Here is a 14,402-nt window from a genome sequence, read left to right as displayed (position 1 = left end):
CTCTGTTTCAATGGTTTTGGCTTGTTGGCTTGTGTGTGATTTGCTTTTGGGCTTGCTTTGGTGTAAGTTTATCTCTTGCTGCTCAGCGCGGCTGGTTCTCCTCGGTTGAGGTTGATGAGCCGGCTGGTGTGGTGGTGGTTTGAGAACTCAAGAGCGTGTCTGTACTACTTATTAGTTAATTATTGCCAGTTCATTGTCAGCCTCACAGATTGTGGGGTGCCTGAGAGATGGTTAAATGATGGTGAGGTTTTTTGTTGGGATGTTCTTTCCTTAAAGAATGTCTCGTCTTTTTCTTTTATATTGGAGCCTTATGTTGGCTCTTCATTGAAGTTTTTCGTGGAGGGTTCGATTCTGGCTCAGGATGAACGCTGGCGGCGTGCTTAACACATGCAAGTCGAACGGGATCCGACCAGCTTGCTGGTTGGTGAGAGTGGCGAACGGGTGAGTAATGCGTGACCAACCTGCCCCATGCTCCAGAATAGCTCTTGGAAACGGGTGGTAATGCTGGATGCTCCAACTTGACGCATGTCTTGTTGGGAAAGTGTTTAGTGGCATGGGATGGGGTCGCGTCCTATCAGCTTGTAGGCGGGGTAATGGCCCACCTAGGCTTCGACGGGTAGCCGGCCTGAGAGGGCGGACGGCCACATTGGGACTGAGATACGGCCCAGACTCCTACGGGAGGCAGCAGTGGGGAATATTGCGCAATGGGGGAAACCCTGACGCAGCGACGCCGCGTGCGGGATGAAGGCCTTCGGGTTGTAAACCGCTTTTGATTGGGAGCAAGCTTTCGGGTGAGTGTACCTTTCGAATAAGCGCCGGCTAACTACGTGCCAGCAGCCGCGGTAATACGTAGGGCGCAAGCGTTATCCGGAATTATTGGGCGTAAAGAGCTTGTAGGCGGTTCGTCGCGTCTGGTGTGAAAGCCCATCGCTTAACGGTGGGTTTGCGCCGGGTACGGGCGGGCTAGAGTGCAGTAGGGGAGACTGGAATTCCCGGTGTAACGGTGGAATGTGTAGATATCGGGAAGAACACCAATGGCGAAGGCAGGTCTCTGGGCTGTTACTGACGCTGAGAAGCGAAAGCGTGGGGAGCGAACAGGATTAGATACCCTGGTAGTCCACGCCGTAAACGGTGGACGCTGGATGTGGGGCCCATTCCACGGGTTCTGTGTCGGAGCTAACGCGTTAAGCGTCCCGCCTGGGGAGTACGGCCGCAAGGCTAAAACTCAAAGAAATTGACGGGGGCCCGCACAAGCGGCGGAGCATGCGGATTAATTCGATGCAACGCGAAGAACCTTACCTGGGCTTGACATGTGCCTGTCGACTGCAGAGATGTGGTTTCCCTTCGGGGCAGGTTCACAGGTGGTGCATGGTCGTCGTCAGCTCGTGTCGTGAGATGTTGGGTTAAGTCCCGCAACGAGCGCAACCCTCGCCCTGTGTTGCCAGCGGGTTATGCCGGGAACTCACGGGGGACCGCCGGGGTTAACTCGGAGGAAGGTGGGGATGACGTCAGATCATCATGCCCCTTACGTCCAGGGCTTCACGCATGCTACAATGGCCGGTACAACGGGATGCGACATGGTGACATGGAGCGGATCCCTTAAAACCGGTCTCAGTTCGGATCGTAGTCTGCAACTCGACTACGTGAAGGCGGAGTCGCTAGTAATCGCGAATCAGCAACGTCGCGGTGAATGCGTTCCCGGGCCTTGTACACACCGCCCGTCAAGTCATGAAAGTGGGCAGCACCCGAAGCCGGTGGCCTAACCCTTTTGGGATGGAGCCGTCTAAGGTGAGGCTCGTGATTGGGACTAAGTCGTAACAAGGTAGCCGTACCGGAAGGTGCGGCTGGATCACCTCCTTTCTACGGAGTTTTTGTGCACGCTCGGATTGAGTGTGGTTACTGGTGTGGAAAACAATAGTTAACGTTTTGTGAGTGTGTTGGGCATGCTTTTGGGTTCCCGGATTGCCACCCCCCTTTTGTTGGGGTTGCGGTCCTAGCCCTTGGATTACAGGTTGAGGCTTTATTGTTTTTGGCTTGTGTTCTTGGTGTTTGGTGGTTTGAGAACTGGATAGTGGACGCGAGTAAGAATAGTGAGACTGTTTTTTGGTTTTGCTTGTTTTTACTTTTATCAATTTCAACCGGCTCCATTTTGGTGGAGTCGCTTGATCGTTTTGTGATCGTTTAGTGTGATGATTTATTGTCTAGAGAGTTAAGCGATAGGCTTTTTACTGGTGTATCACTGGTAAGGGCGTATGGTGGATGCCTTGGTAGACAGGACCGATGAAGGACGTGACGGGCTGCGATATGCCTCGGGGAGCTGCCGAGTGGGCTTTGATCCGAGGATTTCCGAATGGGGAGACCCGGCCACTGTTATGGGTGGTCACCACAGTTTTTGTGGGGGGTACGCAGGGAAGTGAAACATCTCAGTACCTGCAGGAAAGGATACTCCGTGAGTAGTGGCGAGCGAAAGCGGATCAGGCTAAACCGAGTACGTGTGATAACCGTCAGGTGTTGCGTATTCGGGGTCGTGGGATTGACTGTTCAGCCTCTGACGGGGTTGAGGAGAGTGATAAAACGTCGTGTTATGTGAATGGGATTGAATTCCCAGCCGTAGAGGGTGATGGCCCCGTAGCAGGTCGTGCGATGTCTCTTTATGTTTATTCCCAAGTAGCGCGGGCCTCGTGGAATCCCGCGTGAATCTGCCCAGACCGTTGGGTAAGCCTAAGTATTCCTGTCTGACCGATAGTGTACTAGTACCGTGAGGGAAAGGTGAAAAGCACCCCGGGAGGGGAGTGAAATAGTTCCTGAAACCGTGCGCTTACAATCCGTCGGAGCCTTCTTGTGGGGTGACGGCGTGCCTATCGAAAAATGAGTCTGCGAGTCAGTGGTATGTGGCGAGGCTAACCCGGGTGGGGGAGCCGTAGCGAAAGCGAGTTTTAAAAGGCGTTTTAGTCGCATGTCCTGGACCCGAAGCGGGATGATCTAGCCCTGAGCAGGTTGAAGCGCGGGTAAGACCGTGTGGAGGACCGAACCCACCTAGGTTGAAAACTGGGGGGATGACTTGGGGTTAGGGGTGAAAGGCCAATCAAATTCCGTGATAGCTGGTTCTCTCCGAAATGCATTTAGGTGCAGCGTCATGTTATTGCTTACAGGGGGTAGAGCTACTGGATGCTTGCGGGCCCATACCGGGTACTAATAGCAGCCAAACTCCGAATACCTGTTAGGTTTATCATGGCAGTGAGTCGGCGGGGGATAAGCTCCGTCGTCAAAAGGGAAACAGCCCTGATCGTCGTCTAAGGTCCCGAAGCGCGTGCTAAGTGGGAAAGGATGTGGAGTCGCATAGACAGCCAGGAGGTTGGCTCAGAAGCAGCCATCCTTGAAAGAGTGCGTAACAGCTCACTGGTCTAGTGGTTCCGCGCCGACAATGTAGCGGGGCTTAAGCACGCCACCGAAGACGCGGCTGCGTGATTTTTTCACGCGGGGTAGGAGAGCGTCCTGTATGGGGTGAAGCGGCAGTGTGAACTTGTCGTGGACTATACGGGAGTGAGAATGCAGACATGAGTAGCGAGAGACAGGTGTGAATCCTGTCCGCTGAATGACTAAGGGTTCCGGGGCCACGTTCGTCGTCCCCGGGTGAGTCGAGTCCTAAGGCGAGGCCGACAGGCGTAGTCGAATGGATGAACGGGTTGATATTCCCGTACCGGTGTTACACCGTTCGAACTGAATCTGAGAGTACTAACCTTCGTTATTCTGGTTGATTGCCTTTCGGGGTTTTTGACTGGTTTAGTGTTGGGAGCGTATCGGTAGTAGGTTAGCGTGGGAGTGACGCGGGTAGGTAGCCGGCTGCGGAGGTGGTTTTCCGTGGCTAAGCGTGTGGGCTGTCCTCTAGGTAAATCCGGGGGATGTTTAAGCTGAGGCGTGATGGGTAGGCCGTATGGCTGATTCCGGTGATCCTGCTTGCCGAGAAAAGCTTCAACGTGAGGTGTGATTCCGCTCGTACCCTAAACCGACACTGGTGGTCTGGTAGAGTATACCGAAGCGATCGGGCGAATCCTGGCCAAGGAACTCGGCAAATTACTCCCGTGCCTTCGGCATAAGGGAGACCCTTGATGGTGATGTTTTTTACATGCGGAGCTGTTGGGGGTGGCACAAGCTAGGGGGTAGCGACTGTTTACCAAAAACACAGGAGCGTGCGAAGGCGTAAGCCGCTGTATACGCTCTGACGCCTGCCCGGTGCCGGAAGGTTAAGAGGATCCGTTAGCTTTGGCGAAGCGGTGAATTTAAGCCCCGGTAAACGGCGGTGGTAACTATAACCATCCTAAGGTAGCGAAATTCCTTGTCGGGTAAGTTCCGACCTGCACGAATGGCGTAACGACTTCCCCACTGTCTCGGCCAGGAGCCCGGCGAAATTGCAGTACGAGTAAAGATGCTCGTTAAGCGCAGAAGGACGAAAAGACCCCGGGACCTTTACTATACCTTGGTATTGTCGTTAGGTGTGGATCGTGTAGCATAGGCGGGAGGCTGTGAAGCGTGGGCGCTAGCTTGCGTGGAGTCAACAAGTGAAATACCGCTCTTTCCATATCTGGCGTCTAACCTCGACACGTTATCCGTGTTAGGGACAGTGCCTGGCGGGTAGTTTAACTGGGGCGGTTGCCTCCTAAAGAGTAACGGAGGCGCTCAATGGTCCGCTCAGCCCGGTTGGCAATCGGGTGTTGAGTGTAATCGCACAAGCGGGCTTGACTGTGAGACTGACGGGTCGAGCAGGGACGAAAGTCGGAGATAGTGATCCGGTGCCGGCGTACGGACGTGGCATCGCTCAACGGATAAAAGGTACCCCGGGGATAACAGGCTGATCATTCCCAAGAGTCCATATCGACGGGATGGTTTGGCACCTCGATGTCGGCTCGTCGCATCCTGGGGCTGGAGCAGGTCCCAAGGGTTCGGCTGTTCGCCGATTAAAGCGGCACGCGAGCTGGGTTCAGAACGTCGTGAGACAGTTTGGTCTCTATCCTCTGCGCTCGTTGGAATGTTGAGGAGACCTGCCCATAGTACGAGAGGACCTGGGTGGACGAACCTCTGGTATGCCGGTCGTCACGCCAGTGGCGCTGCCGGTTAGCTACGTTTGGAAGGGATAACCGCTGAAAGCATCTAAGCGGGAAGCCTGCTCCAAGATTAGCATTCCTTGCACTTTGTGTGTGAGCCCCCATGTAGAACACGTGGTTGATAGGCTGGATGTGGAAGCCCTGTAAGGGGTGGAGCTGACCAGTACTAATGGGCGATTGTGATACTACTTGTATTGCTTATCGTTTAATTCTCTTAGATAGTATGGAGTGTTAAGCGATCATGATTATGGTTAAGTTGTTGATTTTGATGATTGTTCTTCTTGTTGCTCGCGTTCATGTCCGGTTCCCAAACCGCCAGCTTGCCACTCGCTTATAGTGAGTGTATAATCTAGTTTTGCGGTGGTCATGGCTCAGGTGAGACGCCCGGTCCCATTCCGAACCCGGAAGCTAAGGCCTGATACGGTGAGGGTACTGCACTCGATAGGGTGTGGGAGACTAACACGCTGCCGCATTATTCTTTCTAGCGGGGAACTTGATTGTTCCCCGCTTTTTTATTATTTAATATGTTGTTTTCCCCGAGAATGTACGTAAAATGAGTGGAATCTGGTACAAAAAGCGGAAAAGATTGACGGGGTTTGTAGTTCTAATCAGCGTGTTGCGTCGTTAGCGAGCGACGAGCTGACTGAGCGCTTTGCTTCAGATTCGTTAGATTTGTCTCATCAATGATGCAAATGTAACGAAAATCAGCTAAAAAACGTTACAAACGTCGCGCGCGTGATGCAAATATAACAAATTTGTAGTGCGATTGCGATGAAACATGTTAGTGTAAAGAATCTTGTTAGAGTAAAGAGTAGTGTGTAAGTGTAGCTTTAACACAATTAAACTGATTAGACGGAAGTATGTATGAAAAAGGCTCTTATTAACATTGATTATACGAATGATTTCGTGGCAAGCGACGGCTCTCTTACAGTAGGTGAGCCTGCACAAAAGCTCGAGAAGCGCATTACAGAGATATCGCAAGAATTCCTCGACGCTGGTGAATTCGTGATTTTTGCAATCGATACGCATCATCTAAACGATCCGTATCATCCTGAAACTAAGCTTTTCCCGCCTCATAATATTGCAGGAACTCATGGCCAGAAGTTATATGGCACGCTTGGCGATTTTTACGAAGCAAATAAAGATAAAAGCAACGTTTATTACATTCACAAGACTCGCTACTCTTCGTTTAATGGCACGGATTTGCTGATTAAGCTTCGCGAACGTCATATTGAGGAGCTGCATTTGGTGGGAGTTTGCACGGATATTTGCGTGCTTCACACTGCTGTTGATGCGTATAATCTTGGATTCAAAATCGTAGTTCACAAAGATGCAGTCGCAAGCTTTGATCCGCAAGGTCACGAGTGGGCGCTTCGTCATTTTAAGACCTGCCTTAATGCAGATATTGTAGAAGGCTAAGATCTTAGTTAAAAAAATTAAAAATTATTAAATAGTTATTGAGAACAATAGACGCTGGTTGCTTTGAGCTGCCAGCGTTTTTGTTTAATCGGAGTGTCGACTTGACTATTAATGAGAATCATTATTATTATTGATAGACGTTGTAAAGATATCTTCAATAGTCATTCGTGAAAGAAGAGCGCGAATAGGCGAAATAGAGAAGATGAAGTGTAGAGAGCGAAACAGTAATATGACTCAGGTCATTAAGAATATGGTAAAACGCGCGTTCGCGATGTGCGGCGTTGCGGTGCTTGCGTTTGCGGTGCTGGTATCGGGGTTCAGCGCTGCTTTACCGGCAGTTGCATTAGAAAATAGTAATCCTGAAGAAAAGTACAGTCCTACAAAAAAAGAAGTGCTAAGTCATGGCCATACGGACGTATTTTACCCAATTCAATACAATGGTAAATTCATTATGGCCGTCGAAAAAGACGGTACCACTTTCTTAAAGCCTGAAAACACTACTTTGCGTGTAGCGAAAAGCACGTATACTACAAAATCGCAGCTTCCTTCGCTCGCTACTGAATACTACTATCTTGATAGTTCCGGAAATCAAAAAGGAAATCCTCTCTACCCGGGTTGGGACACAGGTTATGCTGCAACTTTAGTTGGTGCATCTCACGCAGATGAAGCAACAGCAGATATTGCAATTCAGCAAGTTACTGGACCAATGAACGGGCGTATTCTGCTTTGGACTACAGAGGGCGTTGGTAAAAATTCAAAGAAATTATCATTTGAAGAGAACGATTTAGACGACGAACCTGATACTGAAGGTAGCCGATTTATGCTACCTGGTGTGATTCATCAACATACTGCTGGTCACGTGCATGCAAACTGGGGATTTACGCAACCTGGCGTGTATAAACTAAAAGTAGCAGCAACTATTACAAATAAAAACACTAAAAAGCAGATCACAACTGAGCCTGCAGAATACACTTTTGAAGTAGAAGACACATATTCAAGCGAAGTACCTGCTTCTGGAATTACGGAAACGCTTGATTTGCATCGTCGCGGTGATTTTATTAATCCTGATGATGATGAAGAAGCGCACAAAGCTTCTGAAGATCATAAGGACACGGATGAAGACGATGGTGGTGATATGCGCATCGGTAATATTCGTGATTCCGGAGAACATCCACATTATCATTCATACGAAGGTTATGGCGGTTTAGACTTAAAAGTAGTTAACAAACCAAAGGGCGCTCGTATTGAGTGGAGATATGTGCGCGCTGACGAAGGTCCTGACGCGTATGGAACCACTCTTTTTGCCGAGAGATTGCAGCTTCCAGCTGAGCCTGCAATGAACAAGATGAAGGTTTATGCTCACGCAACTGAAGGCGAAACGCAAGTTGGCAAAGATACTGCATCTGCAACAATCGCTGTTGAAGATCACGGTGCTGACGGGCATCCTGTAGTAAAAGCAATTGTTCCTTATAAGCGTTTCAAACCAGGGGATACTTTACACGCGAAAACAGTGTTGCTTAACCCTCATGTTGCAACAGATGCTACTACTGGTGATCCAATCGATGACCCTACGAATCCTGTAACTTCCATTGTTAAAGACTATGTTTGGTTGATAAAAAAGGAAGGGGAAAGCGAATTTAAGCGCATTCCTGGTGCTGTGAGCAGCAAGTTGGATCTAAAGCTTGATGCATCAATGCAAGGTGCAACGATTCGTCCTTCATTAGTTTTAAAGAACGGTGAGCTTTACCGTAATAAAATGTTTGATGAGTTTTGCGATTATGTTATTGAGATGAAAGGTGTTCCTCACTCTCATAACAATGAGGGCAATGATGATCAAAGTGGTTCTGATTCTGAAGATGATGAGAATCCTCATGGGAAAAAGCGCCATGAGAAGCGCCATGAGAAGCGCCATGAGAAGCGTCATAATAATCGTCATAATAAGCGCAAAAATAAGACTAAGCATTTCGCTGGTGGAAAGAACTTTTTGAAAGGCGTATTCGGTGGTGCTGCAAATTCTGGACTATTCGGATCTAGCTCTAACGGTGGATTCCAATTCGAATCTAATTTCTTTAAGAAATCTGGCAAAAAATTAAAGCGCGCAAAGAATAATCGCAATAAGACTAACCGCAATAATCGTAAGAATAATCCTAAAAATAATACGCAAAGTGGTGCTAGTTCTGGTTCTAGTTCTTTTACAAGAACAGAAAATTCAAGCGGAACATCGTTACATAATTCATCGCGACGAACTTCTGGCGGAACTCATACTAAGAACAAGAGCTCTAAGAAAAGTGGACAGACTATTCGTAATTTCGTAAGAACAGATAATAATTCTGGCAATAAGTCCAAAAATAGTTCTGTCAATAACTCTGATTTTGTTAAGAGTAATGAACGCCATGCTTTGCAAGGTGCAAGGCAATACAACGAAGAATCTGATGAAACGTATGAAGATGATTCAGATGATACAAAAGGTGATAGTTCTTCGATTAAGTGGATTGCGGTTGCAGCTTCAGGTGCGAGCGTAGGCTTATGCACAATAACTGGTGCATTCGGCGCATTGGTACGTCCTAGATTGAAATTGTTGTAAATGGTATTCGTATTATTACTAGAAAGTTTAAATAATGAATTACAAACAAAATGAAACATTGCAAGTAAAACGAAAGCATGCATATTCTACTGCGTTGCTTGCGCTCGTATTTTCTTTAGTAACTTTGGTTGCATCGTTATATGCACCAAATCCAATGCAAGAAACTGCTTATGCCGCTGAAGGCAATCAGCCGGTTATGATTCAAGCAGGTCATGCTGATTTTGGGCCAACGCTAATCGACGGCAAATGGAAATTGAAGATTCGCGATGATACTGGTGATGAACCAGTGTGGCGAGACCCAGAAAATGTGGTATTTAAATTAGGTGGCAATTCAATAATTCCTATGCCTGATGACGCTGCCTACAGTTTTATTGGCGAAAAGCCTGGAACCAAGCTTTACGTAATTCCACAAACTCAGAATCCTGATGTGCCGTGGCTTGGTTGGAATACGCAGGAAGGTGGCGTGCTTAACGAGCTCGATCGTGGTGCAAACCTTTCGCTTGAAGGAGTAAGTGGTCCAGGCAAATTGCATGTTTACTTAGAAAATGGCAATAACAATCCACAGCAACTTTGGGATAGTACTAAAGGTTATCCGCAAAATAGCTGGATTGAAACTAACGCTCATACTCACGTGAATTGGGTGTTTTCTAAGCCTGGAATTTATCATGTGAAGCTTACTTTTTCAGGAAAGCTTAAAGACGGACGCGCAGTAAGCGATACGCGTGTTCTTAATTTTGCGGTTGGAGATAATACCGATCCTAATGCTGCTTTAGGTGCGGGTGCTGCTGGAGCAAATAGCAACGAGGGTGACGGAGAGGGTCAAGATGAAGAAGATAACGATGAATCCGAAAAAGATGAAGCTAATCATCATCACGAACTCCTTCACAACAAGCATAAGCATTTTCACAAAGTATCTGAAAAAAGTGACGATACAGCTTTAGTTCTTCAAATCGTAGGTATTTTTGTGGCTATTATTGCCGTAATTATTGTGATTTTTGTACTAATAGCTGTAGTTAAAAGCAAGAAAGCACGAAATCTTGCGCTTGCTAAGCAAGTTTCTGCACAAGCTAATCGACAGCATGCAAATAATGCAAATTCTGTGAATAATGCAAATGGTGACAATACCTTGTCAAATCTAGTGAGTGATCAAGAAACGACAGTAATGTCACCAATTAATAATTCTCAATATTCTCAATCAGACAATATGCAATCTGATGGTACTCAGTGGAAATAATGGTGTGACGAAAATGGTTCTTAATAGTATAAAGAAATTGTCTCGCGCTTTGTTGGTGGGCGTGTGCTTGTGCGGCATGATGATGGGAACTCCCGCAGCTTTTGCTGACAATGGTAGTGACACAACTGTTGTAAGCGGAAAGAAATCTTCTAAAGATTTTGACGCAATAAAGAAAGCTAATTTTGAAGCGTGTACAGCTGCTCGATTAGATAAAACTGCTTCACAGCCTGCGGCTGATAGTAAAGCTGTAATGTGCCACGCGTATAAAGGGCATGCTGACGTTTTTGCAACTTTCTTTGATACTACAAGCAGGCGCATGGTATTAGGAACCTTGGGAGATGCGTTTGAAAGTGAAGATCATAATGGCACTCGTTACGATACGAATAGACTTATTTTTGAAGTCGGCTCTAAAAATATCATGCAGCTTTCCAAAGATGAGAATAATTCGGTAATAAAAGAAATCTACGCAACAACTCGCGAAGGTGTAGTCTGGTTCTTTGATCAGTCGGGAGACAACAATACTGGTGCATTATGGCCTGGTTTAGATACTAGACCGTTATATGAGGGAGCTGGTTCTACTTCAGTTAATCCAACAGTCAAACTGTCATTAACTGGTATCGAAGCACCTCACAATGGCGAAGTTTTTATGTACACTCGCAGCGGTGACGATTATGAGAAAATGCTCGGCTCTGCTGAAAACTGGCCGAAAGATGTTGACATCACTGAGACTGGTGGAAAGCATTCGCACATGTATTGGTCTTTTAACCGTCCTGGTGTGTACAAGTTAAAAATGAAGGCTACTACTACCGTTGGTGACGAGGAGCAAAGTTCTGAGCAAGTCTATACATTCCACGTCACTAATCATGATGTGACAGCTGGGGATTTTACTGATTATGATGGCGCATCTTTTGATGGTGGTGAAGATGACGAAGAAGATTCAGATGATAATGACGATTCTCAAAGTGAGGATCACAGCATTAATGTGCAACAAAGTAACGGATCTTTCTTCATTAACGGTAATAACAACACTGTGTATGTGACTCCATGGCCTGGAGCAAAAATGCAACAACAAGGACTTCTTGGAAGTAATAAAGGACTTGCTGGAAATAATAACGGTGGTCTTATTAATGGGGAACATAACGCGAAAAGCGGAAAGCAAGATTCTCAAAGTCAGCAATCTGCTGCGCTAAAGTTCAAAGACATCAAGGGTGACAAGCTTGTTATAGACCACGGTCACGTTGATATTGCTGTATATACTGGCGATTCAAATAAAGTTGATATGGCTGTGCAAGAAGATGTGACAGGAAGCCACGTCTTTAGAGACCCAGACACAGTTGTATTCGCAGTTGGTGATGCTGGTAAAACTAACGGAGTGTATCGTATACCGCAAACACAAATTGATGGTGTGCCATGGATGGGTTGGAATAATCAGTCTATGAATCCGCATAAGCCAACTCAATTGAGCTTAACAGGAGTTGAAGGTCCTGGAAATGTACGTGTTTGGATGTTTGGCGGCTTGGGCGGTGGAGATCAAGAGATTTTCTCCACTCAAGGAGCAACAGATTATACGATACCTGCAAATACGCATGCTCATGCGAATTGGGATTTCGACGAACCGGGATATTACACATTGCAATTCCAAGCTTCTGATGGAAATTCTACAGTAACTCGCAATATTCATGTTGCTGTTGGTGTTGATCCACAAGAAACGCCAATGGGGTATGCTGACGGCGGCGGAAGCAATGAAAAAGAGGATACACAAGGCAAAAAAGTTGGTCCTTCTGCACCTCATAATCCAGTAAAACCTACTAGTTTGCCTCGTTCTGGCGGTAATAATGGCAGTGGTGGAATCGGTGCCGTTGGTGGCGGAAATTCTTTTGTTGGAGGTCGTGGCTTTGGGGCAAACAATTCGCGTTCTGGAAAACAATTGCCAAGAAAAGCTAAAAAGTATAAAGGTCTTGTTTCAAAAATTAGTAACAAGAGGCTTGCTAAAAGTTTGTACCGACAGAAATTGAATGATAATGACGATATTGTGAAATCTGAAGCAAAGGGTGTAAAAGGATTATTCAATCGGAATCCTTCACTTGCCTATTCGCTTCTTGCTGGCGGAATTATTGCTGTGCTTGGCGTTTTTGGTGCCGGAATTTGGTTCCTCTACAAGCGCGGGCTTATTAACTTCAATTGGTTGTTGCGCTATTAGGTTGCACTATTAGTAGTAGGAGTGTGTAAGGGTGATTTATAAGCCCAAAAAAGTAAAGCCGACTTTCTTCTCTTCGCTTGCTGCAATTGCAGTCGTCGCGCTTATTTTGCCGCTTTCTTCTTGTGGTAGTGCTAACGGGGATCGTGCAGGGCATCGCGATGGTCGCATTAATGTAGTTACAACAACGGGCGTTTTGCGAGATATGGTTGCGAATGTTGCAGGAGACGCAGCAAATGTGAGCGCGATTGTGCCAGACAACGCAGATCCGCATTCGTACGAGCCGCGTTTGCGCTCAATTAGAGATGTTGTGTACGCGGATGTAGCTTTTAGCAACTACATGATGCTTGAAGAACACGGCGTTATTACCGCGCTCGACGCAAATTTGCGAAAAGGTGTGCCAAATGTGCAACTTGCGGAAGAAAGTGTGAAGCACGCGGCAGATATTATTCCGATGATAGAAGACGTGTCTTTAGACACGATTTGGCTAGGGCTTGCTACAGAACGCATGGCTGCGCAGCCAAGCGAGGAAGCGCATAGCGCGCAAGGCGGCGCAAGTGCAAATACGCAAAAGCGTGCGGAAGAATCGCCCTCGGCGGCGGCTGGTGAGTTAGCTTCGCTAAACAATCTCAATAAAACAAAAACAAATTCACAGCAAGCTAGACAACTAGAAAAGTCAGGTCAATCTTTGCAATCAAATGCGCCTTCTACCGCAACAAAAGAAGGTCGCGCAACTGTAATAAAGCCTAATGCATACAACATGAAGCGCTCCGACAGAATACGCTTAACGGCAACGAAAGTAAGCGGACCAGGCGCGCTATTCGCATACTTGACTGGCACTTTTGGAAGCGTAGAAACATACTTTAACAGCGCAAACGGAATAAGCGCAAACGACCACATAGACTTGCCAGCAGACGCGCACACGCATTTAAGCTGGGCATTTAGCAAGCCAGGCGAATACACGCTTGACTTGCACGCCGACATGCTAAACGCGCAAAACGAGGTAGTTTCTAGCCTTGGAAACACTAAAATGCGATTTGCTGTAGGCGTAAACGCGCAAAAAATAGCCAAAAAGCGTGGAGCTAGCGTAGTGCTGAACAAAGGTCATGCAGATTTAGCTTACGACTTAGCAAAACGCGGATTTGTGTACCGCGTAGATACTTTGCAAGAAAAGCGCTCCGCTGCGCCAAAACGCGTGTATTACAAGCCGCAAGATGTTGTTGTAGAAGTGCCAACTAACGCGCTAAAAGAGATACCAGCCGAACAAGGATACAGGTTTTTGGGAGCTGCAAGGCAGAAGATTTATCAGCTTCCGCAAGCAGTTTTAGGAAAGCACGTTCATGGAGACATTGACCCGCATTTGTGGCAATCCGTAAAAAATGGCATAGCATACGTGCGCACAATCGCAGATCGCCTTTGTGAAGTGGACCCTAAAAATGCTCGTAAATATCGCGAAAATGCGGACCGATACATTAACAAGTTGCTAGATGTAGACGCGTATATGCGCAAAAAAGTGGCGTCAATACCAAAAGAGAAGCGCAATTTGGTTACAACGCACGACGCTTTTGCATACTTGGGCAAAGCTTACGGAGTGAACATTGCAGGATTTGTAACGATTAATCCTTCGAGCGAGCCGAGTGTGCAAGATAGGCGTAGATTGCAGCAGATTTTGCGCGATTTAGAGATTTCAGCTGTGTTTTTGGAGCCAAATTTGATCTCGCGTTCGTCTGTGCTTAAAGAGCTTGCGGCGCAAGCGCGCGTAAAAGTGTGCCCGATTTATGGAGACGCTTTCGATTCTAAAGTGCGAACTTATGCGGATATGATGCGGGCGAATGCGGATTCTTTGGCGAAGTGTTTGAAGTGAGA

Annotated in this window: 5 protein-coding genes and 3 rRNA genes; all 8 read left to right on the top strand. The window is 47.1% G+C overall.

Annotation, left to right across the window (positions count from 1 at the left end; all coding sequences use genetic code 11):
- The first annotated feature begins 333 nt into the window (after nucleotides 1-333).
- The 8 genes from HXT30_RS04840 (at nucleotide 334) to HXT30_RS04805 (ending at nucleotide 14,400) form a co-directional block, all read left to right on the top strand.
- A 16S ribosomal RNA gene (locus tag HXT30_RS04840) occupies nucleotides 334-1,860 on the top strand.
- A 372-nt stretch (nucleotides 1,861-2,232) separates the two neighbouring features.
- Nucleotides 2,233-5,291, top strand: a 23S ribosomal RNA gene (locus HXT30_RS04835).
- 167 nt (nucleotides 5,292-5,458) lie between these two features.
- Nucleotides 5,459-5,575 (top strand): 5S ribosomal RNA (gene rrf / locus HXT30_RS04830).
- The 16S, 23S and 5S rRNA genes sit together here, the layout of an rRNA operon.
- A gap of 391 nt (nucleotides 5,576-5,966) precedes the next feature.
- Complete coding sequence (locus tag HXT30_RS04825; protein ID WP_415701674.1) at nucleotides 5,967-6,521, top strand: cysteine hydrolase family protein; 555 nt, start codon at nucleotides 5,967-5,969, stop codon at nucleotides 6,519-6,521.
- A 229-nt stretch (nucleotides 6,522-6,750) separates the two neighbouring features.
- Entirely contained in the window at nucleotides 6,751-9,105 is a 2,355-nt protein-coding gene (locus HXT30_RS04820; protein ID WP_422111428.1) for a choice-of-anchor M domain-containing protein, read from the top strand.
- 34 nt (nucleotides 9,106-9,139) lie between these two features.
- Nucleotides 9,140-10,339 (top strand): choice-of-anchor M domain-containing protein, encoded by a 1,200-nt coding sequence (locus tag HXT30_RS04815; RefSeq protein ID WP_415701677.1) that lies wholly within the window; start codon nucleotides 9,140-9,142, stop codon nucleotides 10,337-10,339.
- A 13-nt stretch (nucleotides 10,340-10,352) separates the two neighbouring features.
- Nucleotides 10,353-12,539 (top strand): choice-of-anchor M domain-containing protein, encoded by a 2,187-nt coding sequence (locus tag HXT30_RS04810; protein ID WP_422111427.1) that lies wholly within the window; start codon nucleotides 10,353-10,355, stop codon nucleotides 12,537-12,539.
- Between the two features lie 85 nt (nucleotides 12,540-12,624).
- Complete coding sequence (locus tag HXT30_RS04805) at nucleotides 12,625-14,400, top strand: anchored repeat ABC transporter, substrate-binding protein (RefSeq protein ID WP_422111846.1); 1,776 nt, start codon at nucleotides 12,625-12,627, stop codon at nucleotides 14,398-14,400.
- Nucleotides 14,401-14,402 lie beyond the last annotated feature (2 nt).

This window comes from Gardnerella sp. DNF00571G (assembly GCF_049262695.1).
Lineage (GTDB): Bacteria > Actinomycetota > Actinomycetes > Actinomycetales > Bifidobacteriaceae > Bifidobacterium > Bifidobacterium piotii.
Note: the sequence above shows the minus strand (reverse complement) of the source record. Positions and strands in the feature narration are given on the sequence as shown.